The organism is Aeromonas sp. 604443 (genome assembly GCF_049170315.1).
Taxonomy (GTDB): Bacteria; Pseudomonadota; Gammaproteobacteria; order Enterobacterales; family Aeromonadaceae; genus Aeromonas; species Aeromonas veronii_A.
Window position 1 is genome coordinate 358509 of record NZ_JAAKMI010000003.1, and the last position, 26057, is coordinate 384565.

Annotated in this window: 21 protein-coding genes; 11 read left to right on the forward strand and 10 right to left on the reverse strand. The window is 59.3% G+C overall.

What is annotated here, in order from left to right:
- Window positions 1-115: 115 nt before the first annotated feature.
- Window positions 116-565, forward strand: a complete 450-nt coding sequence (locus tag G5380_RS07135) for a methyltransferase family protein (protein WP_421208710.1) — start codon at window positions 116-118, stop codon at window positions 563-565.
- A 77-nt stretch (window positions 566-642) separates the two neighbouring features.
- Here the strand turns inward: G5380_RS07135 and tapW are convergent, their stop codons facing one another.
- A complete protein-coding gene (tapW, locus tag G5380_RS07140) occupies window positions 643-1782 on the reverse strand; it encodes a type IVa pilus ATPase TapW (RefSeq protein ID WP_421260231.1) in 1140 nt (379 codons plus the stop codon).
- A gap of 58 nt (window positions 1783-1840) precedes the next feature.
- Complete coding sequence (locus G5380_RS07145; RefSeq protein ID WP_005337656.1) at window positions 1841-2197, reverse strand: DMT family protein; 357 nt, start codon at window positions 2195-2197, stop codon at window positions 1841-1843.
- A 112-nt stretch (window positions 2198-2309) separates the two neighbouring features.
- On the opposite strand from G5380_RS07145, the gene G5380_RS07150 reads away from it, so the two are divergent.
- From G5380_RS07150 to G5380_RS07160, 3 genes are all read left to right on the forward strand, one after another.
- The gene (locus G5380_RS07150) at window positions 2310-3041 is read left to right on the forward strand and encodes a substrate-binding periplasmic protein (RefSeq protein WP_021230624.1); all 732 of its coding nucleotides are present in this window, start codon (window positions 2310-2312) and stop codon (window positions 3039-3041) included.
- 96 nt (window positions 3042-3137) lie between these two features.
- Window positions 3138-4145 (forward strand): vitamin B12 ABC transporter permease BtuC, encoded by a 1008-nt coding sequence (gene btuC, locus G5380_RS07155; RefSeq protein ID WP_421352577.1) that lies wholly within the window; start codon window positions 3138-3140, stop codon window positions 4143-4145.
- Window positions 4146-4198: 53 nt separating this feature from the next.
- Window positions 4199-4996 carry an ATP-binding cassette domain-containing protein gene (locus tag G5380_RS07160; protein WP_421352578.1) on the forward strand — a complete coding sequence of 266 codons (798 nt, stop codon included), beginning with the start codon at window positions 4199-4201 and terminating at the stop codon, window positions 4994-4996.
- Between the two features lie 22 nt (window positions 4997-5018).
- Here G5380_RS07160 and aac(6') read toward each other — a convergent pair whose 3' ends face one another.
- A complete protein-coding gene (gene aac(6'), locus G5380_RS07165; RefSeq protein ID WP_139464053.1) occupies window positions 5019-5477 on the reverse strand; it encodes an aminoglycoside 6'-N-acetyltransferase in 459 nt (152 codons plus the stop codon).
- Window positions 5478-5483: 6 nt separating this feature from the next.
- The gene (locus G5380_RS07170) at window positions 5484-6548 is read right to left on the reverse strand and encodes a 3-deoxy-7-phosphoheptulonate synthase (RefSeq protein ID WP_213386391.1); all 1065 of its coding nucleotides are present in this window, start codon (window positions 6546-6548) and stop codon (window positions 5484-5486) included.
- Window positions 6549-6692: 144 nt separating this feature from the next.
- Here G5380_RS07170 and G5380_RS07175 point away from each other — a divergent pair, with 144 nt between their 5' ends.
- Window positions 6693-7073, forward strand: coding sequence for a diacylglycerol kinase (locus tag G5380_RS07175; RefSeq protein WP_005337641.1), 381 nt, complete (start codon window positions 6693-6695; stop codon window positions 7071-7073).
- Between the two features lie 81 nt (window positions 7074-7154).
- Here G5380_RS07175 and serA read toward each other — a convergent pair whose 3' ends face one another.
- From serA to G5380_RS07195, 4 genes are all read right to left on the reverse strand, one after another.
- Window positions 7155-8387: a phosphoglycerate dehydrogenase gene (gene serA / locus G5380_RS07180; RefSeq protein WP_162632474.1), complete on the reverse strand. Its 1233-nt coding sequence runs from the start codon at window positions 8385-8387 to the stop codon at window positions 7155-7157.
- 324 nt (window positions 8388-8711) lie between these two features.
- Window positions 8712-9365 (reverse strand): ribose-5-phosphate isomerase RpiA, encoded by a 654-nt coding sequence (rpiA, locus tag G5380_RS07185; RefSeq protein ID WP_421271460.1) that lies wholly within the window; start codon window positions 9363-9365, stop codon window positions 8712-8714.
- 161 nt (window positions 9366-9526) lie between these two features.
- Window positions 9527-10123 (reverse strand): 5-formyltetrahydrofolate cyclo-ligase, encoded by a 597-nt coding sequence (locus G5380_RS07190; protein ID WP_005337635.1) that lies wholly within the window; start codon window positions 10121-10123, stop codon window positions 9527-9529.
- 211 nt (window positions 10124-10334) lie between these two features.
- Complete coding sequence (locus G5380_RS07195; protein ID WP_421296232.1) at window positions 10335-11669, reverse strand: Na+/H+ antiporter NhaC family protein; 1335 nt, start codon at window positions 11667-11669, stop codon at window positions 10335-10337.
- Between the two features lie 334 nt (window positions 11670-12003).
- Here G5380_RS07195 and dapB point away from each other — a divergent pair, with 334 nt between their 5' ends.
- The 4 genes from dapB (at window position 12004) to G5380_RS07215 (ending at window position 19321) form a co-directional block, all read left to right on the forward strand.
- Window positions 12004-12816: a 4-hydroxy-tetrahydrodipicolinate reductase gene (gene dapB / locus G5380_RS07200; protein WP_005347132.1), complete on the forward strand. Its 813-nt coding sequence runs from the start codon at window positions 12004-12006 to the stop codon at window positions 12814-12816.
- 669 nt (window positions 12817-13485) lie between these two features.
- Window positions 13486-14622 (forward strand): glutamine-hydrolyzing carbamoyl-phosphate synthase small subunit, encoded by a 1137-nt coding sequence (carA, locus tag G5380_RS07205; RefSeq protein ID WP_031227689.1) that lies wholly within the window; start codon window positions 13486-13488, stop codon window positions 14620-14622.
- Between the two features lie 20 nt (window positions 14623-14642).
- Window positions 14643-17867 carry a carbamoyl-phosphate synthase large subunit gene (carB, locus tag G5380_RS07210; protein WP_216961925.1) on the forward strand — a complete coding sequence of 1075 codons (3225 nt, stop codon included), beginning with the start codon at window positions 14643-14645 and terminating at the stop codon, window positions 17865-17867.
- Window positions 17868-18169: 302 nt separating this feature from the next.
- Entirely contained in the window at window positions 18170-19321 is a 1152-nt protein-coding gene (locus G5380_RS07215) for a DUF1615 domain-containing protein (RefSeq protein ID WP_236320391.1), read from the forward strand.
- Between the two features lie 73 nt (window positions 19322-19394).
- On the opposite strand, the gene G5380_RS07220 is transcribed toward G5380_RS07215, so the two are convergent.
- Window positions 19395-20267, reverse strand: a complete 873-nt coding sequence (locus G5380_RS07220) for an NERD domain-containing protein (protein ID WP_421352595.1) — start codon at window positions 20265-20267, stop codon at window positions 19395-19397.
- 257 nt (window positions 20268-20524) lie between these two features.
- On the opposite strand from G5380_RS07220, the gene katG reads away from it, so the two are divergent.
- Window positions 20525-22711 carry a catalase/peroxidase HPI gene (gene katG / locus G5380_RS07225; RefSeq protein WP_421212522.1) on the forward strand — a complete coding sequence of 729 codons (2187 nt, stop codon included), beginning with the start codon at window positions 20525-20527 and terminating at the stop codon, window positions 22709-22711.
- 106 nt (window positions 22712-22817) lie between these two features.
- Here katG and G5380_RS07230 read toward each other — a convergent pair whose 3' ends face one another.
- A complete protein-coding gene (locus G5380_RS07230) occupies window positions 22818-23735 on the reverse strand; it encodes an autotransporter domain-containing protein (RefSeq protein ID WP_227343024.1) in 918 nt (305 codons plus the stop codon).
- 292 nt (window positions 23736-24027) lie between these two features.
- On the opposite strand from G5380_RS07230, the gene G5380_RS07235 reads away from it, so the two are divergent.
- Window positions 24028-26001, forward strand: a complete 1974-nt coding sequence (locus G5380_RS07235) for a methyl-accepting chemotaxis protein (RefSeq protein ID WP_421352579.1) — start codon at window positions 24028-24030, stop codon at window positions 25999-26001.
- The last annotated feature ends 56 nt before the right edge of the window (window positions 26002-26057 follow it).

A 26057-nucleotide genomic window follows, 5' to 3' on the forward strand; every position in this document is an offset into this window, starting at 1 on the left:
GTGGTTTAACCACAACTTGTTGTTATTATTATGATCTTTGTCACTCTCAACAGGTGCTGACTGGTTGGGAGTCTACCGCAACACGGGTTCGGCCGACACTCGTCAGGGGAAGAAAATGGTCAATCTTGAGTTACGTTTGCCACCACCGCTGATCTTCCTGCTCTGTGCAGGGGCCATGTGGTGGCTAAGAGGGGAGAGCCAGCCCGGTATCTGGGCAATGACGCTGATGGCTGTGCTGGTCGTGGCGGGGGCCATCATGGGCTTTGGGGCCCTGCAACGGTTTCGTCACCACCAGACCACGGTCAGCCCCACCAAACCGCAGCACACCAGCCGTCTGGTGACCTGTGGCGTCTATCGTGTCAGCCGCAATCCCATGTATCTGGGCTTGCTCTGCTGGCTGGCCGCCTGGGGCTGTTATCTCGGCGGGATGTGGGTCTGGGTTGGGCCAATCGTGCTGGTGGCCTGGTTAACTCGCTTTCAGATCATGCCGGAGGAGCGGCTGCTAAGCGCCCGCTTTGGTGACGAGTATGTGGCGTATTGCCAGCGCGTTCGCCGTTGGTGTTAAGTGGTCTGGAAGACACTTTGCGAAAGTGTGAGAGGGAGATAATGCCCCCGTGCCTGTTGAGGCACGGGAGGGAGCGATCAGAAGAGATCGTCCTTTTCATCCTTTGTTGGCTCCAGACTCCAGCCGGTGGCATCACTGCTGCTGGCTATCTGTCCCTTCTCCTTCCACAGCTTGATCTTGAGGCGCAGGTTGTTGGCCGAATCGGCGTTCTTCACCGCCTCTTCTTCCTCAATTACCCCTTCCACCACCAGATCAAACAGGGCACTGTCGAAGGTGACCATGCCGAGGGCTTTGGACTTTTCCATCACCTCTTTGAGGCCGCCAAATTCGCCGCGCTTGATCATGTCGCGGATGGTGTGGGTGCCGAGCATGATCTCCACTGCGGCCCGGCGGCCGCCATCGGTGGTTTTCACCAGCCGCTGGGAGACAAAGGCCTTGAGGTTGTTGCCCAGATCGTTGAGCAGTTGTGGACGGCGCTCCTCGGGGAAGAAGTTGATGATGCGATCCAGCGCCTGGTTGGCGTTGTTGGCGTGCAGGGTGGAGATGGCAAGGTGGCCGGTTTCGGAGAAGGCCAGCGCATGCTCCATGGTCTCGCGATCGCGGATCTCGCCGATAAGAATGACGTCCGGCGCCTGACGCAGGGTGTTTTTCAGCGCAGCGTGGAAGCTGCGGGTGTCCACGCCCACTTCCCGCTGATTGATGATGCTCTTGCGGTGACGATGAACGAACTCCACCGGATCCTCGATGGTGATGATGTGGCCGCCGCTGTTGCGGTTGCGATGGTCGATAAGCGCTGCCAGCGAGGTAGATTTACCCGAGCCGGTACCGCCGACAAACAGCACCAGACCGCGTTTCTCCATGATGGTGTCGAGCAGCACAGGCGGGAGTTTGAGATCTTCAAAGCGGGGGATTTCGGTCTTGATGTTGCGGGCCACCAGAGAGACTTCGTTGCGCTGCTTGAAGATGTTGACCCGAAAGCGGCCGATCTGGGGCAGGGAGATGGCGAGGTTCATCTCCAGATCCTTCTCGAACTGCTGCTTCTGCTCGCCATCCATGATCTCGGCGGCGATCCGCGCCACTTCACCCGGCTCCAGCGGCGTTTCGTTGAGGGGGCGCAGGCCGCCGTTAAATTTGGCGCAGGGGGGCGCGCCGGTCGACAGATAGAGGTCTGAGCCATCCTGCTTGGCCAGGATCTGTAACATGTCTCGCAATTCCATTTTTTTGCCTCGTCGATCAATGAGATGCCATGAGCGGGATGATATTGAGTGTACAGCCTCAGGCGCCGGTCAGTTTCTCGCGAAAGACAAAAAAGACCGCACCGAGAATGCAGAGCCCTGCCCAGAGATAGTCCCATTTCAGATCTTCTTTGAGATAGAAGATAGAGAAGGGGACGAATACGGTGAGTGTGATCACTTCTTGCAGGATTTTAAGTTGGCCCACGCTCATCACCGTATGGCCGATGCGGTTGGCGGGCACTTGCAGCAGGTATTCGAACAGGGCGATACCCCAGCTCACCAGGGCGGCAATGATCCAGGGTTTATGGTTCATGCTCTTGAGGTGAGCGTACCAGGCGAAGGTCATAAAGACGTTGCTGCAGAGCAGCAGACCGATACTGGTGAAAATCGGGTTCATAGGGTTCTCCTTGAAAATCCGGCGCATTTTATCCCTGAACCACGGGTTTTCATACGTGGTGCGGGAGGGTATTTTTAACCAACAGGATAAGCCGTGCGAGGTATGCGACGGGATGGGCAAGTTATGCGGGATTGTGTTGTTACTGTTATTTGCCATGCCGGTGCGTGCGGCCCCGACGCTGACGGTGGCCACCGATCTGTGGCCGCCATTTCGCATCCTGCAAGCGGATGGCCGGTTGCAGGGGCTCGACATGGACATCCTGCGCCGGTTGCAACAGGCGAGCGGCATTGAGTTGCAGGTACGACGGATGCCGTGGGGCAGGGCGCTCAAGCAGATGCAGACCGGTCAGGTCGATCTGATGATTGGCCTCGCCTATACCGCCGAGCGGGCGCAGTTTATCGACTATCTGCAGCCTGCCTACTACCAGTGCTGGCCCGCGTTTTATGGTCAGCCGGTCAATGTGGCCCGGATCCACCAATACCGCGATCTGCAGGGGGTGAAGGTGGGCTATGTGCTCAACTCCGCCTACTTTGAGCCCTTCAACAGTGACAGCCGCCTCGACAAGCACGGAGTACCCACCGAAGATCAGCTGCTGCGCATGGTGCAGCGCGGTCACTTGCCGCTGATGATTGGCACCGACTGTCAGGTGGACTATGCCCTGAGTCAGGGAAATGCCAGCCGGATAGGCAAGGCGGACTACCGTCCCGCCACGCCGGTGACCCTCTATCTGGGGATGAGCAAGCACTCACCTCACCAGTCGCTGCGCCAGCCCTTGCTGGTGGCGCTGCAAAATCTGGTGGCCAGCGGCGAGATAAGCGTGATGGCCAAGCGTTACCAGCCTTGACCTTGGGTGGCAAGCCACTGTTATCATGCCCTTTTCCTGCTTCTCCCCGGCGCTGTGACAGGGCTGGGGGGAAGCCTTGTTATTCGGGGATCATCCTTGTACCTCTCCCTTATCGCCCGCCAGCAGCGCTGGCAGCGGCGCTGGCTCGGTGGCCTGACCCTGCTGACCCTGCTGCTGTTTCTCTTATCCCTCGTCTGGGGCGAGTTTGTGCTGCTGCCCTGGCAGCCCCTTGGCGATCTCGAACAGCGCATCCTGCTGGAGCTGCGTCTGCCGCGCGCCTTGCTGGCCCTCTTGGCTGGTGCAGCCCTTGCCTGTGGCGGTGCCGTGCTACAGGTGATGCTGCACAACCCGGTGGCGGAGCCCGGGCTGCTTGGTGTCTCAAGCGGGGCAGGACTGGCTGCCATGGTAGCGATGGCGGTAGTCAAATCCCTCGGTGTCTATCTGCCAGGCTGGGGGCTGTCACTGGCGGCCTTCGGTGGCGCCCTGCTGGTGACCATGCTGCTCATTCGGCTGGCTCGCCGGGCGCGTCTCGGTCATGCCCGCTTGCTACTGTTTGGGGTGGCTATCGGTATTCTCACCAATGCCGCCATGACCTGGCTGATGTACTTTGCCGACGACGGCTCCTTGCGTGAATTCATGTTCTGGATGATGGGCAGCCTCTCTTACGGCAGCCAGCAGTTTGCCTGGTGGTGGCTGGTGCTGCCGCTCACCCTGGGCTGGCTCTGCTGGCAGGGCAAGGCGCTGCAACAGTTGCTGCTGGGGGAGACCCAGGCCCGCCTGATGGGGATGGATGTCGACAGGATGCGAGTACGGCTGGTGCTGGCGGTCTGTCTGCTGACCGGGGTGGCGGTATCCCTGTGCGGGGTGATCGGTTTTGTCGGGCTGGTGGTGCCCCATCTGCTGCGGCTCTGTGGCGGTAGCGATCAGCGTTTCCTGCTGCCTGCGTCGGCGCTCGGTGGCGGGGCCCTGCTGCTGGCAGCCGATCTGGTTGCTCGATCCACCCTGAGCGCGGGGGAGTTGCCTATAGGGGTCATCACCGCCTCGGTGGGGGCGCCGCTCTTTATCTATCTGCTATTGAGGCAAACTGCTGATGGTTCTGCATGATTTGGTCGGGGCGCGCAGTCACCTTATTTACCCGTTGTTGAGGCAAGATGCCGATGTCGCCCGCTGATCACATGCCGGTTTCTTCTGGTGCTACTGCGCCGCTGCTGGAGGCGCGCGAGCTCGCCATTGCCGGACGGCTCTCTCCCCTCAATATCCGTTGGCATGGCGGCCAGTTGGTGGCGCTGCTTGGCCCCAATGGCAGTGGCAAGTCGACCCTGCTCGGGGCGCTGGCGGGGATTTTACCCGCCGATGGCACAGTGCTGCTGGGGGGGGAAGTGCTTACTGACCTGAGTTGGCCCGAGCTTGCCAAGCAGCGTGCCATGCTACCCCAGCGTCAGCCCCAGCTGTTTCATATTCCGGTGTTTCAGGTGTTGAGCCTGGGGTTCGATGAGGCGGTTGCGCCCGCCAGACAGAATGAGGCGATAAACGCACTGTGCGAGGCATTGGAGCTGGAAGCCTTGCTGGCTCGTGACTTCAGCCGGTTGTCGGGGGGCGAGCAGCAGCGAGTGCTGATTGCCCGCACCTTGCTGCAGGTGTGGCCGAGCCTCAATCCGACCGGCAAGGTGCTGCTGCTGGACGAGCCGCTGGCGGGGCTCGACCTGCATCACCAGCTGGCGCTATTGCGGTTGCTGAAAACCCTGGCCGGGCAGGGCTTGCTGGTAGTGCTCGCCATCCACGATATCAATCTGGCCATCGACTGGGCCGACCGCATTCTCTGCCTGCAAGGGGGCGCGGTGGTGCGCGAAGGGGGTGTAGAGCTGGTGGATGAGGCGCTGCTGGCGCAGGTATTCCAGATCCGCACCGACCGCATCGAAGCGGCGGGGCGCGTGTGGTTTATGCCCCGTTTGTGAGAAACAAGAAAGTCCCTTGGCGTCAGCCGAGGGCCTTTTTGAAGAATACGACTCGCTCCGTTTCGGCAAAGCCGAGTTGTTGGTGCATCTGCTGCGAGTCAAGATTGTCGATGGCGGCATCGGAGGCCAGTTCCCGGCAACCCAGCTCGCGGCCCCACTGCGCCACCTGAGCGATCAAGGCTTGGGCCACCCCACGCTGGCGCGAGGCCGGTTGCACATAGACCCCTTCCAGATACATCACAGGGCTGCTGTTGCAGCCATTCACGTAATCGTGGCGCAGGGCTGCATCGGCAAAGCCTACCGCTTGACTCTGTTCATCCAGCGCCAGAAAGGCGTTGAGATGTGCATTGGCCAACATCTCAACCCCTTCCTGCAGGTGGGCCGAAAGTGCGTGGTGCGGCCACAGCTGCTGGCGCAGGGTTGCCCACTGCGCCAGCAGCGTCTCGTCGAGGGGGACTATCTGCCAGCCGATATTCGTCATCGGGGCTCAGGCTTGCCGCTTGGCAAGGCGTACCAGTGCTGCCTCTGCCAGCATCGCCAGCAGGGTTTCGGTGTCGCTCCATGACAGGCAGGCATCTGTGATGCTCTGGCCAAAGGTGGCTGCGCAGCCGTTCTCCACATCCTGACGCCCTTCCACCAGGAAGCTTTCTGCCATGATGCCGGCGATGCCGGTACGGCCGCGGCGCAGCTGATCGCAGATATCTTGCGCCACCAGCAGCTGACGGCGGTGATCCTTCATGCTGTTGCCGTGGCTGAAATCGACCACCAGACGCTCCGGCAGGCCCACATCGGCCAGCGCTTCACAGGCTTCATCGACACTGGCGGTGTCGTAGTTGGGTCGGTGGCCGCCACGCAGGATCACATGACCAAAGGGGTTACCGGCGGTGCGGTAAATGGTCATCTTGCCGTCTTTGTCCGGCGAATAGAAGATGTGGCTGTGACGGGCGGCGCGCACCGCATCGATGGCGATGCGGGTATTGCCATCGGTGCCGTTCTTGAAGCCAACCGGGCAGGAGAGGGCCGAAGCCATCTCGCGGTGTACCTGGGATTCGGTGGTACGTGCGCCGATGGCGCCCCAGGTGATGAGGTCGGCAATATACTGGCCGGTCACCATATCGAGGAATTCGGTGGCGGTTGGCATGCCCAGTTCGTTGATATCGACCAGCAGTTTGCGCGCCAGTTTCAGCCCTTCGTTGACATCGAAGCTGCCATCGAGGCGCGGATCGTTGATCAGCCCTTTCCAGCCGACGATGGTGCGCGGCTTCTCGAAGTAGGTGCGCATCACGATGCAGAGGCTCTCTTTATACTGCTCGCGCAGGGCGTTGAGGCGCTGGGCATACTCGCGAGCAGCAGCGGGATCATGAATAGAGCAGGGGCCGACAATGACCAGCAGGCGCTGATCGTCTCCGGCTAGAATGGCTTCCACTTCGCGACGGGCATCCAGCAGATTCTGGGCAATGGTATCGGTGATCGGAAACGCGTGTGCAAGCTCGCTCGGAGTGATCAGTGACTCCAGGCGACGGGTGCGCAATTCATCTGTGTGAATGGACATACAACTCAAGTCTCGAGTGGGTGGTGTCAGCCGCAAGGGGCGAAAAAGCAAAGAGATAAAATAAAGCAAAAGTCCCCTGATTGAAACCTTGGGGGGCTCTGATAGGATGTGAGGCCAAAATCGATTCCAAATGAGGTAGATAGCGTGGCAAAGCCAGGGGCAACCGGGGTCACCCGCATCATCAACGCAACCGGTTACAGCATGAAGGGGCTCAAGTCAGCCTGGATTAACGAGGCGGCTTTTCGGCAGGAGCTGATGCTGATCCTGTTGCTGATGCCACTTGCCTTCTGGCTGGGGGATTCTCTCAACCAGATCCTGCTGCTTATCGTCATCAGTTGGCTGGTGGTGATCGTCGAGATCCTCAACTCCGCCATTGAAGCTGTGGTAGACAGGGTTGGCTCTGAGCATCATGAGCTCTCCGGTCGCGCCAAGGATCTGGGCTCTGCCGCCGTCTTTATCGCGCTGGCCCTTAATGCCCTGGTATGGGGCGCGCTGGTGGGCCGCAACCTGTTGGGATGGTGGTAAGCCACTACGCTGCCTTTGGGTTCTGCTTCATACAAAAGCCCGTCATCACGACGGGCTTTTTGCTGCGCAGATAAGGGGCTATCAGTGGAGGATGCGGGCACGGATGGTGCCGTTGATCTCCTTGAGCTTGGCGAGCGCCTTCTCGCTGTGCTCGGTCTCCACGTCGATCACCACGTAACCGATATGGCTGCTGGTTTGCAGGTATTGACCGGCGATGTTGATCCCCTCTTCGGCGAAGATCTGGTTGATCTGGTTCATCACCCCCGGCTGGTTGCGGTGAATGTGCAGCAGGCGGCTGGAGCCCTTGTGGCCCGGCAGCGACACTTCCGGGAAGTTGACGGCGGAGAGGGTGGAGCCGTTGTCGGAGTATTTGACTAGCTTGTTGGCCACTTCCAGCCCGATGTTCTCCTGCGCTTCATGGGTGGTGCCACCAATGTGCGGGGTCAGGATCACGTTCTCCAGCCCACGCAGCGGGCTTTGGAACTCTTCCTCATTGGACTTGGGCTCGACCGGGAAGACGTCGATGGCGGCGCCGGCGATATGGCCGCTCTTGATGACGTCTGCCAGCGCATCGATATCCACCACGGTTCCGCGGGCTGCGTTGATGAAGATGGCGCCCGGTTTCATCATCCGCAGCTGCTCTGCACCGATCATGTTTTTGGTGGAGGCGGTCTCCGGCACGTGCAGGCTGATGACGTCAGACATATTGAGCAGCTCGACCATGCTCGGCACCTGAATGGCGTTGCCCAGCGAGAGCTTGTTCTCGATATCGTAGTAATAAACCTTCATGCCGATGCTTTCGGCGATGATGCCAAGCTGGGTACCGATGTGGCCGTAGCCGATGATGCCGAGCTTCTTGCCGCGGGCTTCCACTGAGCGGTTGGCCAGTTTTTCCCACACGCCGCGATGGCACTTGGCGTTTTTCTCGGGGATGCCGCGCAACAGCAGCAGGATCTCGCCCAGTACCAGCTCGGCGACCGAACGGGTGTTGGAGAAGGGGGCGTTGAAGACCGGAATACCGCGGATCTGGGCCGCTTCCAGCTCGACCTGGTTGGTACCGATGCAGAAGCAGCCGATGGCGACCAGCTTGTTGGCTGCGTCGAGGACTTTCTCGGTGATCTGGGTGCGGGAGCGCAGCCCGATGAAATGGACGTCGCGGATCTGCTCGATCAGCTCCTCTTCGGAGAGCGAGGTCTTGAGATACTCCACACTGGTGTAACCTGCGGCACGAAAGGTCTCTACAGTGTTGGGATGAACCCCCTCCAGCAGCAGAACCTTGATTTTATCCTTGTCCAACGAAAACTTGGCAGTCATGACGATCCCTCTGTATGTGCAAACGTAAGTGCAGATTTGGTGTGCGAAGAAAACCGTAAAGTAGCAAAAACGTTTGGGAGAGGGAATATTTGTGACGAAAGTCAAATTCTTTGAAGTTATCAACGAATGTTGTAAACATCCGTATGCAACTTGTTGAGGGATAAATAAAAACGGCGCCATCAGGCGCCGTCATTTATTCACAGTGCAATGTTTGGGTCATATCCCATCCCGGGGCTCAATCAACGCCGCTGCTGCGTCAGAGGTTGCAGAGTGGCGCTGGCATGCGAGGGAGGATGCCGCTGCACTGTGCTGCCGGTGTCGGGATTACTGGGTAATCACGCCGTCCGGCGTACCGATCAGGACCACATCGGCGCCGCGGGCGGCGAACAGGCCGTTGGTGACCACGCCAACAATGGCGTTCAGTCGCACTTCCAACGCCTTGGCGTCGGTAATGGCCATGCCTTTCACATCCAGAATGTGGTTGCCGTTGTCGGTGACCACGCCTTCACGCCACACCGGGTTGCCACCCAGTTTGCGAATTTCGCGGGCCACGTATTCGCGGGCCATCGGGATCACTTCCACCGGCAGCGGGAACTTGCCCAGCACGTCGACGGTCTTGGTGTTGTCGATGATGCAGATGAACTTGTCAGCGACGGCGGCAACGATCTTCTCGCGGGTCAGGGCTGCGCCACCGCCCTTGATCATGTCGCGGGTTGCGTTGATCTCGTCGGCGCCATCCACATAGACGGAGAGGGCGTTGATCTCGTTGAGATCATATACGGTGATGCCGAAGCCCTTGAGGCGCTCGGTAGAGGCCACGGAGCTGGATACCGCTCCCTTGATCTCGTCCTTCATGGTCGCCAGCGCGTCGATAAAGTGGTTGACGGTAGAGCCGGTGCCCACCCCGACGATGGTGCCGGGAACCACATACTTGAGCGCAGCCCAACCGGCCGCCTTCTTCATTTCATCTTGAGTCATGATCGTTCCTTAAGAAAAAAGCGGGCGCATTATATCCAACCCGGTACCCCGTCGCGACCTTGTTGCTCACGTTCCGGGGCAAAAAGAGGGACTTTGTAAATCGTTTGCCTGTTTATTCTGCGTTTGCGCGCACAAAGCCGGGGCTGCCGGCCAAAAACAGCCTATTCAAAGCGCCAGCAGTGGCTCGGGGTGATGATCTGGGGCAGCGGCACATCCCACTCCTCTTGCGGGACGGCATCTACCTGCTGGCAGTCGTGGGCAATGCCGAGTGGCTTGGGGCCCAGCTTGTGCTCATGCCAGATGGCGAGAGTGCGATCGTAGTAGCCGCCCCCCATGCCAAGGCGATTGCCCTGGGCATCGAAGGCCACCAGCGGGGTGCAGATAAGATCGAGCGTGCTGTGGGGCACCACCTGCAGGATATCCAGCTCCGGCTCTTCTATGCCGTAGCGGTTGCGCACCATGGGACTGGTAGCGGTATAGCGCAAAAAGAGCAGGTGACCCGGAGTAAAGGGGTGGAGCACCGGCAGGTAGACCTCTTTGTGCTGGGCCCACAGCCAATGGATGGTGGGCAAGGGGTTGATCTCCCCGTCATTGGCCAGATAGAGGGCAATGCGTTTGGCGGCGAGGATCTCGGGGTGTTGCTTGAACTGGGCCAGCAGCTGTTGGGCCGCCGCTTGCTGCTCGGCCGGACTCAGATTTTTGCGGCGTTGACGAACCAGTTGGCGCAGGGATTGACGTTCGGGTTGGGACTCATGCATGGGGAACCTCTGGCATAGCTGCGCATCGATGGCTTGAACGCGCTCTACCTTAGCACATTCACTCTTGACGTTAAGGGGGACAGGGAAACCCCGCCCCGGACGGCTGATGCCCGGAACGGTGGGATAAATGCTGGCTGATCCGTTAGTGAGTCAACAAGGGCCAGGGTGTGGCCCCTGTTGACGGCATGTCGGCGCGCCAGCCTCTGGTCTGTTACTTGTCAGCTTTGCCGCGCATCTGGTGCTTCACAAACACTGCAATTAGTGCCGCTATCGCGAGTGCCATCGGGTAGAAGCTCATGCTCACCACGGCTAGCGGCGACAGGGCGAAGATGGATCCCAGCAGCAGCGCCTGTGCGCCCCAGGGGATCAGACCCTGTACCACGCAGGAGAAGATATCGAGCATGGAGGCGGCGCGTCGCGGGGTGACACCGTGGTGTTCGGCCAGATCCCGGGCCACCTTGCTGGCGACGATAATAGCCACCGTGTTGTTGGCGGTGCAGAGGTTGGTGAGGCTCACCACCCCGGCGATGCCGAGCTCGGCGGCTTTCTCGTTCTGTTCACCATTGTGCTCGCGAGTGAAACGGGCAATCAGGGCGCTGATGCGCTCACTGATCCAGGCCAGACCACCCTGACGCTCCATCAGGGCGCCGAGACCGCCGATCAGCATGGAGAGCAGGAAGATCTCTTGCATGCCGGTAAAGCCCTGATAGATATCCTTGCTGAACTGACCGATGGCGTAGCCGTTGATCATGCCCACCACTCCGGCGGCCAGAATGCCGATCCCCAGCACCACAAACACATTCACTCCGGCGAGCGCCAGCCCCAGGATCAGCAGATAAGGCATCACCTTGAACAGCTCGATGGCGCTGCCGCTGGCAGGGGATTCACCCACTGAGCCCAGGGTCAGATAGAGCAGGATCACCGCGATGGCGGCAGGGGCCGCAATCTTGAAGTTCTCGCGGAACTTGTCCTTCATCTCGCACCCCTGACTGCGGGTTGCTGCTATGGTGGTGTCGGAGATGATGGAGAGGTTATCGCCAAACATGGCGCCGGAGAGAATGGTGCCTGCCATCAGTACCGGATCGATACCGGCCGCCTGCGCCACGCCCAGCGCGACCGGCGCCACGGCACCTATGGTGCCCATGGAGGTGCCCATAGCGGTAGCAATAAAGGCAGAGATGAGGAACAGCCCGGGCAACAGCGCCCAGCCAGGGATGAGCGACAGGCCCAGCGCCACGGTGGCATCAACCCCGCCGGTGGCCTTGGCCACGCTGGCAAAGGCGCCCGCCAGCAGATAGATAAGGCACATCGCCATGATATTGCTGTGGCCGACCCCCTTGAAGAAGGTCTCCAGATTGCTGTTGAAGCTCTCTTTGCCAAGCAGCAGGGCGAGCATCACCGCAGGCAGGGCAGCAACCGGAGCGGGCAGCTGATAGAAGGCGAACTCGACCCCCTGCAGGGTCAGCCAGGTACCGGTACCGATAAAGAGTGCGAGAAAAACCAGAAGTGGCAGCAAGGCCCTGGCACTGGGTTGAGTCTGGATCATGTGTTCCTCTGAAATTGAACAATGACCTCCTGTCATAAACTGCTTTGTACCTGTATCGGATAGGGATAGGGGGAAAACAGGGCGGGCATCCTGCCGCATTGGGGTGCCCACAGTAGTGAGTCAACCCCACAAGGTCAAGATAGACGTCCAGATGGATAGGTGTTTTTATCTTTCGATTTTGTCACTCTGACTAAATCCGTTAAATGTTCGGATTAAATTAAATATTTTCGTTTATTTGTCGGTTGTCTCTGCTGGCTCACTGTGGGCTTTTCAAAGCTGGCACAGGCTGGTAAAACGGTCTCTTTCCATAATTAAAAGAGATGAGAGGGTGGAGATGGACAATCCGATCCGTGTGGCTGTGATGGGCTGTAATGGTCGTATGGGCAAGGTGCTGCTGGAGGCCATCACCAACACCGATGGCGTGGTGGTTGGTGCTGCGCTGGAGCGGCCGGGCTCGGCGGTGATCGGTCTTGATGCCGGTGAGCTCAATGGGCTGGGCCATCTGGGTGTGGCCATCAGTGACAGTCTTGACAAGGTGCGTGACGAGTTTGATCTTATCATCGACTTCACCCGCCCCGAGGTGACCCTGGCCAATCTGGCCTTTGCGCTGGCCCACCACAAGCAGATGGTGATCGGCACCACCGGTTTTGATGATGCAGGCAAGGCCGCCCTGAAAGAGGCGGGCAAGCAGATCGGTATCGTGTTCGCCTCCAACTACTCGGTCGGGGTCAACCTGGTGTTCAAGTTGCTGGAGCAGGCCGCCAAGGTGATGGGGGATTACACCGACATCGAGATCATCGAGGGCCACCATCGCCACAAGGTGGATGCGCCATCCGGTACTGCGCTCTCCATGGGGGAAGTGGTCGCCAAAACCCTGGGCCGGGATCTCAAGGAGTGCGCCGTCTATGGCCGCGAGGGGATCACTGGCGAGCGGGATCGCAACACTATCGGCTTTGCCACCATTCGTGCCGGCGATCTGGTGGGGGAGCATACCGTCATGTTTGCCGATATAGGCGAGCGGGTGGAGATCAGCCACAAGGCTTCCAGCCGCCTGACCTTCGCCAACGGTGCTGTGCGGGCGGGCAAGTGGCTTGGTCAGCAGGGTGCCGGTCTTTATGACATGCAGGATGTGCTCAATCTCAAGTGATGCCTCTGTGCGGCACTTTCGTACTACTGCTACCCAGTGAAAAACCCCGGCTTGCCGGGGTTTTTGCTGTCAGTCAGCCAGAGTTTGTGTAAAAAGACACTCTATCGGCAATTTTTATCTGAATGCCTTATAAATCACACTATTGCTTTGTCTGCCAGATTTTTCCTTCCTGAATGTCATCACCAGGTAACAGATTTGAGCATCTTTATGGCGGATTAAGCCATTTTTTTACACGGAATCGGAAAGACTAAAAATTCAAACGCTGAAAAACGTTTTCCATTTTTCACGTTCACTCTTGTCATCGTAAAAGCGTTAAATTTGTCATTAATGTTTTTTGTGTAAAAATAAAAGTCATTGTTTTAATTGCTTTTTTTGTTTGTTTTTGTCGCTATTGCTGGCTTGGTGTCATCTTTTGGTGGTGGTTTTTCCTTTTCTTTCACGGGAGGGGGTTGCAAAGCGATTAAGTGCATAGATAATGGGTAATGTTGCCTTTTTATTGAATTTAGATGCATTTCATCTGAGAAAAGACGTTGAAATGCCACTTTTTTTAAGTAGAATGCGCCCAATTTGCCAGAAATCTGCCGGGTTCGAGTCCTGTCCAAGACCGGAACCGAGCCCGCAACACCCAGGTAAATTGCTGAATTTAAAGCTAAATAACTGGAGGTTGTCTTGAATCACACTGCATTGCTAGTGCTGGAAGATGGAACTGTATTCAAAGGCGTGTCGATAGGCGCCGAGGGATGTTCCGTTGGTGAAGTGGTTTTCAATACGTCGATGACGGGCTATCAGGAAATCCTCACCGATCCCTCTTATTCCCGTCAGATAGTCACCCTCACTTACCCCCATATAGGCAACACCGGCACCAACAGCGAAGATGAAGAGTCCAGTCAGATCCATGCTCAGGGATTGATCATCCGGGACCTTCCGATACTTGCCTCCAATTTCCGCAATCAGCAATCCCTCTCCGAATACCTCAAGTCTCACAACATCGTTGGCATCGCCGACATCGACACCCGTAAACTGACCCGCATCCTGCGCGAGAAAGGCGCTCAGGCTGGCTGCATTTTGGCCGGGAAACAGGTCGATGAAGCCTATGCTCTCGAACAGGCCCGCGCCTTCCCCGGTCTGAAGGGGATGGATCTGGCCAAAGAGGTAACGGTTGGTGAAGCGTACAACTGGACCGAAGGGAGCTGGCAGCTTGGCAAGGGGCACGTCACCCCGGATGCCGACCAGCTGAAGTACCACGTGGTAGCCTATGACTTTGGCGTCAAGCGCAACATCCTGCGGATGCTGGTTGACCGTGGCTGCCGCCTGACCGTGGTACCGGCCAAGACCCCGGCCGCCGAGGTACTGGCGATGAACCCGGATGGCATCTTCCTCTCCAACGGCCCCGGCGACCCCGAGCCGTGCGACTACGCCATCGAGGCCATCAAGGCTTTCCTTAATACCAGCACGCCGGTATTCGGCATCTGTCTGGGTCACCAGCTGCTGGGTCTGGCCTCCGGTGCTAAGACCGTCAAGATGAAGTTTGGCCACCACGGCGCCAACCATCCGGTGAAGAGCCTTGATGACAACACCGTCATGATCACCGCTCAGAACCACGGCTTTGCGGTAGACGAGAACAGCCTGCCGGATTGCCTGCGCGCCACCCACGTCTCCCTGTTTGATGGTTCCCTGCAAGGTATCCATCGCACCGACCGTCCGGCCTTCAGCTTCCAGGGGCACCCCGAAGCGAGCCCGGGTCCGCACGACTGTGCCGGTCTTTTTGACCACTTTATTGAATTGATTAAGCAGTATCGCGCCTAAGAAATAGAGGAAAGAGTTTCATGCCAAAACGTAACGACCTTCAGAGCATCCTGATCCTCGGCGCCGGCCCCATCGTCATCGGCCAAGCCTGCGAATTTGACTACTCCGGCGCCCAGGCGTGCAAAGCCCTGCGCGAGGAGGGCTACCGCGTCATTCTGGTCAACTCCAACCCGGCCACTATCATGACCGACCCGGAGATGGCAGACGCCACCTACATCGAGCCCATCACCTGGGAAGTGGTGCGCGAAATCATCAAGAAAGAGCGCCCGGACGCCATCCTGCCCACTATGGGCGGCCAGACTGCGCTCAACTGCGCACTGGCGCTGGAGAAGCATGGCGTGCTGGCCGAGTTCGGTGTCGAGATGATCGGTGCCACCGCCGACGCCATCGACAAGGCCGAAGACCGCTCCCGCTTTGACAAGGCGATGCGCAGCATCGGCCTGGAGTGCCCGCGTGCCGGCATCGCCCACAACATGGAAGAGGCGTGGGGCGTGCAACAGATGGTTGGCTTCCCCTGCATCATCCGTCCCTCCTTTACCATGGGTGGCTCCGGTGGCGGCATCGCCTACAACACCGAAGAGTTCGTTGAGATCTGCGAGCGCGGTCTGGACTTGTCGCCGACCAAAGAGCTGCTCATCGACGAGTCGCTGATCGGCTGGAAAGAGTACGAGATGGAGGTGGTGCGGGATCGCAACGACAACTGCATCATCGTCTGCGCCATCGAAAACTTCGACCCCATGGGTATCCACACCGGTGACTCCATCACGGTCGCGCCAGCCCAGACGCTGACCGACAAGGAGTACCAGCTGATGCGCAACGCCTCCATGGCGGTGCTGCGCGAAATCGGTGTCGAGACCGGCGGCTCCAACGTCCAGTTCGGCATCAACCCGAAAGATGGCCGCATGGTCATCATCGAGATGAACCCGCGGGTGTCGCGCTCCTCTGCGCTGGCCTCCAAGGCGACCGGTTTCCCCATCGCCAAGATCGCAGCCAAGCTCGCCATCGGTTACACCCTCGACGAGCTGATGAACGACATCACCGGCGGTCGCACTCCGGCCTCCTTCGAGCCGGCCATCGACTACGTGGTGACCAAGGTGCCACGCTTCAACTTCGAGAAGTTCGCCGGTGCCAACGACCGTCTGACGACCCAGATGAAGTCGGTCGGTGAAGTGATGGCTATCGGCCGTAACTTCCAGGAGTCCCTGCACAAGGCGTTGCGCAGCCTCGAGACCGGTAAGACCGGCTTCGACCCCATGGTGGATCTGAACGCCCCGGACTCCCTGACCCGCATCCGTCACGAGCTGCAGGATGCCGGTAGCGACCGTATCTTCTACATCGCCGATGCATTCCGCGCCGGTCTCTCCATGGACGGCATCTTCAAGCTGACCAAGATTGACCCCTGGTTCCTGGTACAGATTGAAGATCTGGTGAAACTGGAAGAAGAGGTGAAAGAGCGCGGCATGGCCGGTCTCGATGCTGACTTCCTGCGCGCCCTGAAGCGCAAAGGCTTTGCCGATGCCCGTCTGGCCAAGATCCTCGGTGTGGCCGAAGGGGAAGTGCGCAAACTGCGTGCCCGCAACAACATCTTCCCGGTCTACAAGCGGGTCGATACCTGCGCCGCCGAGTTCGCCACCAACACCGCCTACATGTACTCCAGCTATGACGAGGAGTGCGAAGCGGCCCCGAGCAACCGCGACAAGATCATGATCATCGGCGGCGGCCCGAACCGTATCGGTCAGGGTATCGAGTTCGACTACTGCTGCGTGCACGCGGCGCTGGCCCTGCGCGAAGACGGTTATGAGACCATCATGGTCAACTGCAACCCGGAGACCGTCTCCACCGATTACGACACTTCTGACCGTCTCTACTTCGAGCCGGTGACCCTGGAAGATGTGCTGGAAATCGTGCGCATCGAAAAACCCAAGGGCGTGATTGTCCAGTACGGTGGCCAGACCCCGCTGAAACTGGCCCGTGCACTGGAAGCCAACGGCGTACCGATCATCGGTACCAGCCCGGATGCCATCGACCGCGCCGAAGACCGTGAACGCTTCCAGTCTGCCGTCGAGCGCCTCGGCCTCAAGCAGCCGGAAAACGGCACCGTCACCGCGCTGGAGCAGGCCGTGCTGCTGGCCGAGCGCATTACCTACCCGCTGGTGGTTCGTCCCTCCTACGTGCTGGGTGGCCGCGCCATGGAAATCGTCTATGACGAGCAGGATCTGCGTCGCTACTTCGCCGAGGCGGTGAGCGTCTCCAACGAATCGCCTGTACTGCTGGACCGCTTCCTGGACGATGCGACCGAGCTGGACGTGGATGCCATCTGCGACGGCACCGACGTGGTCATCGGCGGCATCATGGAGCACATCGAGCAGGCCGGTATTCACTCCGGTGACTCCGGTTGCTCCCTGCCTCCCTATACCTTGTCCAAGAAGATTCAGGACGAGATCCGCGAGCAGGTGCGCAAGCTGGCGCTGGAGCTCGGCGTTATCGGCCTGATGAACGTGCAGTTCGCGGTCAAGGGCGATGACATCTACCTTATCGAGGTGAACCCGCGTGCCGCCCGTACCGTGCCGTTTGTCTCCAAGGCGACCGGTGCTCCGCTGGCCAAGATTGCCGCCCGTGTGATGGCCGGTCAGTCGCTGCAAGAACAGGGCTTCACCAAAGAGATCATCCCGCCCTACTACTCGGTGAAAGAGGTGGTACTGCCGTTCGCCAAGTTCCCGGGGGTTGACCCGCTGCTGGGGCCGGAGATGCGCTCCACAGGTGAGGTAATGGGTGTGGGCAGCAGCTTTGCCGAGGCCTATGCCAAGGCGCAGCTGGGTGCCAACCACGCCGTACCGAAAGAGGGTCGTGCCCTCTTGTCAGTGCGTCACAGCGACAAGGCGCAGGTGGTCGACTTGGCCGCCAAGCTGCTGGAGCTGGGCTACGAGCTGGATGCCACTCACGGCACCGCCGTCGCGCTGGGTGAGGCGAGCATCAACCCGCGTCTGGTCAACAAGGTGCACGAAGGTCGCCCGCACATTCTCGACCGCATCAAGAATGGCGAGTACACCTACATCGTCAACACCGCCGAAGGGCGGGTGGCGATCCAGGACTCCAAGCAGCTGCGTCGCGCCGCCTTGCAAAACAAAGTGGCGTATACCACCACCATGAACGAGGCGTTTGCCACCTGCATGGCCATCAGTGTGGATGCCACCGCCAACGTCAACTCGGTGCAGGAGCTGCACCAGAAGGTGAAAAACCGCTAAGAGTTTGCAGCGGGCATCTTGCCCGCCTTGCCAGACGACCAACCCCCGCCAGCGATGGCGGGGGTTTCTTTTTATCAGGCGCTCACCGTTCGGTTCGGGGCGGGTGAGCCATTGAGGAAGGTCATGAGTTCCGCATCGCAGACAACGGATGGCGCGTGGGGTGGCAAAAGCTGGCAAGGGGAGGGGATGCTGCGAGCGCGGGTTTCAACTGCAGCAGGCAATCCTCTACAATGGCCCCACTTTGCTTGTCAGTGCAGTGCCAGCAGCGCTGCCTGTAGGGCCTACAAAAAATGGACATGCTTATGACCGCTTTGCCTTCCTGTCGTCTTCTTGCCTTCTGCTCTGCCTTGTTGCTGGCCGGTTGTGCCAGTGATCCCGCCTCCGCGCCTGCCAAAGAGGCGAGCGTGAGCAACCCCAAAACGCCGCCTGCCATGCAGCCGCGCAAACCGGCGGATATGAAGAGCCGCATCGTGCGCTTCTTGCCCCGTCAGGTGCCGGACAAACAGGGGTGGGCCAACGACGTGGTGACGGCGCTCACCACCCAGGGGGTGACGGTGAATGATCACAATGTCTGTAGCGTGCTGGCGGTGGCGGAGCAGGAAGCCACTTATCAGGCCGACCCCGTGGTGCCGGGCCTTGGCAAGATCGCCTGGAAAGAGATCAACTCACGGGCCGCCAAGCTGCTGATCCCCGAATTTATGGTGCGGGCCGCGCTCTCCATCAACTCGCCCACCGGCAAGAGCTACGCCGAGCGCATCGACAAGTTGCGTACCGAGCGGGAGATGAGTGAAATCTTCGAAGACATGATCAGCATGCTGCCGATGGGCAAGACGCTGTTTGGCAACCTCAACCCGGTGCATACTGGTGGCCCGATGCAGGTGAGCATCGCCTTTGCCGAGGCCAACGCCCGTGGCTACCCCTATCCAATCAAGGATTCCATCCGCCACGAAGTCTTTACCCGTCGCGGCGGCATCTGGTTTGGCACCAAACATATCTTCGGTTATCCCGTCGACTACCCGGATACCCTCTACCGCTTTGCCGATTTCAACGCCGGCTGGTACGCCAGTCGCAATGCCGCCTTTCAGGCCGCCGTCAGCCGCTTGAGTGGCAAAACTCTGGCGCTGGACGGGGATCTGATCCGCTATGACTCGGATCTGCCGGGCAATACCGAGCTTGCCGTCTACACCCTCGCCAACCGGGTCAATATCAGCAAACAGGCGATCCACCAGAGCCTGCGCAAAGGGGATACCGCCGAATTTGCCGAGACCGATCTCTACCATCGCATCTTTACCCTGGCCGACAAGCAAGCGGGCAAGCGACTGCCCCGCGCCATCCTGCCCGGCATTCAGCTAAAGAGTCCGAAAATTACCCGCAACCTCACCACCGCCTGGTTTGCCAAGCGGGTGGATGATAGAGAACAACGCTGCGTGCGGCAGATGGCGACTATTCGCTAATTCGCTAAGAAGCATCAAGGGCGGCCAATTGGCCGCCCTTGATGTCAGGGGACGTTTGCCCTTGTGTGGCAGTTCATGCCTTGCTGTTCCCTGTGAGATTTACAATGAATCTGCATTTGGGGTATCCACTGCATCCCCAAAACCGATTGCCTCGGTTATCCCCACGTTTGGCGGCACGCAATACCATCAGATTGCCGCATCTGGGGCATAGTGGATTTGCTTGGGTGAGCGATTCGGTGGTGATTGGTGCGGCGTTCACCACCTGATTGACGACAGACATTGCAGCTACGGATAAAGGTGGGTGGGGAACCTCGCTGTGGCGGGCTTTCAACTGCGCCACATGCTGTTTATGGGTCTGCCAATTGGCGGCCAGTCGTCCTCGCTGGATGGTGTCGATCACTCTGGTGACTTCGGCAGGGGTCAGCACCTGAGTGGTTTTACTCTTGATATAGCGAATAAGCCCGCGGTTCATCACGTTATCCGGCATGGGGGTTTTAAAGGTGCAGTCGCCAATAAAGTAGATAATCGAATGGAGCTGATGATCAGCAAGACCCAGCAAGGATTTGAGCGTCATCAGGTGCAGATAGTTTTGGCGCAGGGGATTTTGAAAGGTATGTCTGCTGCGATAGAGCTGCTGGGTCCAGCTCTTGTGGGCTGGATTGCCAAATATCCACCCCTTGATGTTCTTGGTCTCGATCACAAACAGCCCGAAGCGCGAGACGATCACATGATCGATCTGGGTAGTGCCCTGCGGGGTCGGCAGGGTCACGTTCTTGAGCAGGTGGTACTCCCGCTTGTCGAGAAAGAGCCGGATGCCCAAGTTGATAAATGCCTCCCCAACCATCCCCTTGAACCTGGGCGTTTTGATCAGGGTGGCCAGCAACAGCAGGGGCAGCAGATACCAGAGCTGGCCCAGCAGAACCGCAATAACGGGTGTGAAGTCCATTTCAACGCTGTCGTCTGATGTGCAATGGCAACATGTTAACAGTGGGTTCAACAAGCGTGTGTGATCTATGCCACTACTACTCTGCAAGCGCCTGCATTGTTCTGTTTGTTACCCGGTGACGAGATAGTTCAATCGCAAAACCAGATTGAATTGAACTTTTTTATTCGGTTTTTTAAGTGACTAGTGGGGGGTAGGCTAGTCTCTACTGCGAAGCGAAGGGTTTCGCCGTCATTATGACCACAATGAGGATCTGATAGATGGACAAACACGCTAGCGGGGCCGGTCAGTGCCCCTTTGCCCACGGTGCCAATACCTCTGCCAGCCAGGAGCATCAAGTCTGGTGGCCCAATGCCCTCAACCTCGACATCCTGCACCAGCATGACAGCAAGACCAATCCGATGGATGAGACTTTCGATTATCCCGATGCCTTCAACAGCCTCGATTACGATGCCCTCAAGGCAGATCTGCATGCCCTGATGACCGACAGCCAGCCTTGGTGGCCGGCAGACTGGGGTCACTATGGCGGCCTGATGATCCGCATGGCCTGGCACTCCGCCGGCAGCTATCGCGCTACCGACGGGCGCGGCGGTGCCAACACCGGCAACCAGCGCTTCGCCCCCCTCAACAGTTGGCCTGACAACGGCAACCTCGACAAGGCACGCCGTCTGCTGTGGCCGATCAAACAGAAGTACGGCAACAAGATTTCCTGGGCTGACCTGATGATCCTGGCGGGCAACGTCGCCTATGAGTCCATGGGGCTCAAGACCTTCGGCTTTGCCGGTGGCCGCGAGGATATCTGGCATCCGGAAAAAGATGTCTACTGGGGTTCCGAGAAGGAGTGGCTGGCACCGAGCGGTAGCGAAGGGAGCCGTTACAGCGGCGAACGGGATCTGGAGAACCCGCTGGCCGCGGTGATGATGGGGCTGATTTACGTCAACCCGGAAGGGGTGGATGGCAATCCCGATCCCCTGAAAACCGCCCACGACATGCGCGTCACCTTTGCCCGTATGGGAATGAATGACGAAGAGACCGTCGCCCTCACCGCCGGTGGCCACACCGTCGGCAAGGCCCACGGCAACGGCAGCGCAGCCAAACTGGGACCAGCCCCCGAAGGGGCGGATGTGCACGAACAGGGGCTTGGCTGGATCAACCACGAGAGCCGCGGTATCGGCCGTGATACGGTGACCAGCGGGATCGAAGGTGCCTGGACCAGCAACCCGACCCGCTGGGACAACGGCTACTTCAAGATGCTGCTGGGCCACGACTGGTGGCTCAAGAAGAGCCCGGCCGGTGCTTGGCAGTGGGAGCCCGTCGCCATCAAGGAGGAAGATCGTCCGGTGGACGTGGAAGACCCCTCTATCCGCTGCAACCCCATCATGACCGATGCGGACATGGCGCTGCGTTTTGACCCCGTCTATCGGGAGATCTCCGAGCGCTTTGCCGCGGATCAAGCGCTCTTCTCCGACGCCTTTGCCCGCGCCTGGTTCAAGCTTACCCACCGCGACATGGGGCCGCGCAGCCGCTATCTGGGGCCAGAAGTGCCGAGCGAAGTCATGGTGTGGCAGGATCCGGTTCCGGCGGTGGATTACCAGCTCTCTGACAAAGAGGTTAGTGAGATCAAGGCCAAACTGCTGGCCTGCGGCGTGGCGCCAGCCGATTTGATCGCCACCGCATGGGACAGTGCCCGCACCTTCCGCGGCTCCGATTATCGCGGTGGTGCCAACGGTGCTCGCATCCGTCTCGCGCCGATGAAAGAGTGGGAAGGCAACGAGCCCGCTCGCCTCGAGAAGGTGCTCAACGCCCTGATCGCCCTGCAGGCCTCCCTGAGCAAGCCGGTCAGCATCGCCGACCTGATTGTGCTGGGGGGCAGTGCAGCGGTAGAGCAGGCGGCCAAACTGGCCGGCGTTGATATCGTCGTTCCCTTTGCGCCGGGCCGCGGCGATGCCAGCGCCGAGCAGACCGATGCCGAGTCGTTCGCCTTCCTCGAGCCGGTGCACGACGGTTTCCGCAACTGGCAAAAGGGACATTACAAGGTGCAGCCGGAGGAGATGCTGCTCGACCGAGCCCAGTTGCTGGGGCTCACCGCCCGCGAGATGACAGTGCTGGTCGGCGGTATGCGGGTGCTTGGCACCAACCATGGCGGGTCGGCCCACGGCGTCTTTACCGACCGGGTCGGTGTGCTCAGCAACGACTTCTTCGTCAACCTGACCGACATGGCCTATAGCTGGCAGCCGACTGGCCGCAACAGTTACCAGATCGTGGATCGCCAGAGCGGTGCGGTGAAGTGGACTGCTACCCGGGTTGATCTGGTGTTTGGCTCCAACTCGGTGCTGCGTGCCTACGCCGAGGTCTATGCCCAGCAAGATGGCAAGGAGAAGTTCGTCCGAGACTTCGTCAAGGCCTGGGTCAAGGTGATGAACAATGACCGTTTCGATCTGAAATAAGTCGCTTCAACCCCAATGAGAACGCCAGCCGCAAGGCTGGCGTTTTTTATGGTGGCGGTGATAGCTGCATGGTGCGACTCGGAGGATGCCCCTCTGGCAGTCCGGGTTAGAAGCTCATGGCCAGCCCAATGGAATAACCGCTGGTGTTGTGGCTGAACATGTAGCGGGCAACCAGCCGGGTACGGGTGACAATGATGTCGTACTTGCTGCTATCCAGCTCCAGACCGGCGCCGATGGAGTTGAGGGAGTCAAAGCCAAGCAACCCCCGTTGTTCCCCCAGATATGCGGTATGGGCCCCCTCCAGTACATAGCGCACCGGTCTGTCGAGCAGGGTCCAGTGGAACAGCGGGGCGCGGCGGCGCAGATAGAGGCCGAGGTTCTCCGCCTCGGCGTGACCACGGACGCTGGTCGAGGTGCCGCCAAAGCTCTGCAGGTGCTGATAGGAGTAGCGCAGTTCGGCATCTATGTCCTGGGCCGGTGAAAAGAGTTCGTAATCGAGCATCAGCGAGCCACCCAGCCCGTACATATTGAGCTGACCCCCATCGAGAAAGTCCAGCGAGTAGCCCTTGGTACGATCCAGCAGCCAGTTGCCGATCCGCAGGTCGCTGGCCATGGTACCGAGCGAGACGTTGGCTATGGGGCGCAGCACCCAGTGGCCGCCACGCGGATCTTTGTGAAGGGTGACATCCCAGCCGATCCCGCCCGAAGCGGTCAGGCTATTCCACTTGGTCGGTATGGTGCGACTCTCGGTACCATTGCTTATCACAAACTGGGGGTCGTAGCGGCTGTAGCCCAGCGCCCCCTCCAGATAGATGGGCACGGCTTCGCTCAGGGTTGCGCCGCCTCCCAGTTGCCCCATGTTGAGCGCAGAAGATTGGCCAGTGCTGCTGCCGATGTCCAGGTTGCTGGCGGTGATGTCCGGCACCACGCTGAAAGTCATCAGCGAGATCACCGCATTGGCCCGTTTTTGCGCCCAGTCCTCCTCCTGATCGTCAAGGTTGTTACTGGCCGCGAGTGACGCCATGGGCAGGGTCGCCGCGAAGAGGGCGCAACCCAGACGGTAAAGCGGGCAGAGCGGGTGTTTCATGGCTGGATTCCCCAAACAAGCGACCTCCTGTCGCCCTGATCTACTGTAGCGAGTTTCTCTCTGGCTGTCTCGACCTGACCATTGGGCTGGGCTATGGGGGGGCTGCGTGGCCATCTACAGAAAATGGTTGATGCAGCTCATGGTTCTGGCCAATGGCAGATGTCGTCAGCGGCATAAGCGAGCAGGCCGGATATAATCAACGCGTTGATAAAAATGACAGGAGTGCGGGATGAACAGACTCGGATTGGCCGGCAAGATGTTGCTGGCAATTTGCCTGCCGTTATTGGCGCTGCTGTTTTTCGCCAGCCACTACGCATACGACAGATATCGGGTGACCCATGAGATGACGCAAGCCCTGCAGCAGCTGGCTGTGGTCGAACGCAGCGCCCAGTTGGTGCACGAGCTGCAAAAGGAGCGTGGCATGTCGGCGGGGTTTATCGGCTCTGAAGGGCGCAAATTTGCAGATGCCCTGCCACGTCAGCGGCAACAGGTTGATGAAGCCATTCATCGCTTTCAGGGGTTGGAGAGGGGGGTTGCCCACGAGCAGGTGGATCTGGCTTTGCGCGAGTTGATGGGGATCCGCAATCAGGTGGACAAACTGGCCATAGAGGCCCCGCGTCAGGTCGCCTTTTATAGCCAGTTGATTGCTTCTCTGCTCAAGGTCGTGGATGAGATTAGTCTGCGTAGCCAGGATGCCGCTATTGCCTTGCAGACCAATGCCTACGCCGCATTTTTGCAAAACAAGGAGCGTATGGGGATGGAGCGGGCGACCCTCAGCAATGTCTTTGCCAAAGGGAGTTTCACCCCGGCTACCTTGCAGCAATTTATGTCCCTGCTCGCTGCCCAGCAGAGCTATCTGGAGCGTTTTCGCGCCGTGGCAAGCGAGCCGCAGCGACGCCTGCTTGAGCAAATTGAGAAGAGTCCGGTGATGGCAGAGGTCGCGAAATATGAGCAGCTCGCCCTGGGCAAGATGACCGAGGGGAGCTTTGGCGTCGATCCGGAGCGCTGGTTTGCCGTGAGCACCGAGAAGATCGACCAGCTCAAACAGGGCGAAGATCAGCTCTTCCAGCAGTTGTTCGAACGGGTTGAGCAGATGCAGGGAGAGAGTCAGCGCAACTTCTGGTGGGGGGCTATGGCGGTTCTGTGCTGCCTGCTGTTGACTACCCTCATCAGTTGGAAGGTGCTGCGGGATGTGCATCTGGGCTTCGTCGCTCTGCATCGCACCTTTTCACGGCTCGTCAATGAAAATGATCTGACGGTGAGGGTCAACTGGCAATCGGGTGACGAGCTTGGGGCATTGGCGCGGGATCTCAACCACTTTCTGCAGCATCTGGAAGGCTTGTTGCTGGAGGTGCGCCGCTCCTGTGAGATATTGACCCGTAGTGCCAGCAACTCCAGCGAGGTGATTGCCGAAGTGAATGAAGGTGTGGTGCGTGGCGTCGGTCAGGTTGAACTGGTTGCCACCGCCGCAACGGAAATGGCTTCGACGGTGGCCGAAATTGCTCGCAATGCGACCCAGACCTCACTGGCGACCCAGCAGGCCATTGGCCGTGCCCGGCAGGGGGACAAGGAGGTGGATCAGACTATCGCCGCCATCGAGCAGGTGGCCGGCACCCTCGACGAGACCCGGCTGTTGGTCAACAACCTGCATCAGGATACCGAGTCCGCCGTCGAGGCACTCAACCTCATCAAGCAGATCTCCGATCGCACCAATCTGTTGGCCCTCAATGCCGCCATTGAGGCAGCCCGTGCCGGTGAGTCGGGGCGCGGCTTTGCCGTGGTCGCCGATGAGGTACGTTCACTGGCTGCCCGTACCCAGCAGGCGGCAGATGATATCGAACAGATGCTCTCCCGTTTGCGGGCTGGAGCCCGTCAGGCGGTGGTGGCCATGCAGTCGGGCAGCGAGCAGGCGGGCCTCAGCGTCAGTGAAGCGCAGCGGGCGGGTCACGAGCTGACCGACATCGTCAATGAGGTGCGCAAGGTGAGTGACATGACGGCGCAGGTGGCTACCGCAACCGAGCAGCAGCGCTACGTAACGGACGATATCCAGCACAACGTAATGACCATCCGCGAAGTGTACGAGGCCCATCGCCAGCACTCGGTCACCCTGCAGCAGAATAGTGTCGAACTGGATCAGTTGGCACGGGAGCTGGCTGGACGAATTGCCAGCTTCAAGTTGATAGAGAGAGCCTCTCCCCACTGATCCATTTGCGCTAAAGCTTGTCCCTCCCTGGCCGATACCCCTTGTGAGATCGTGTG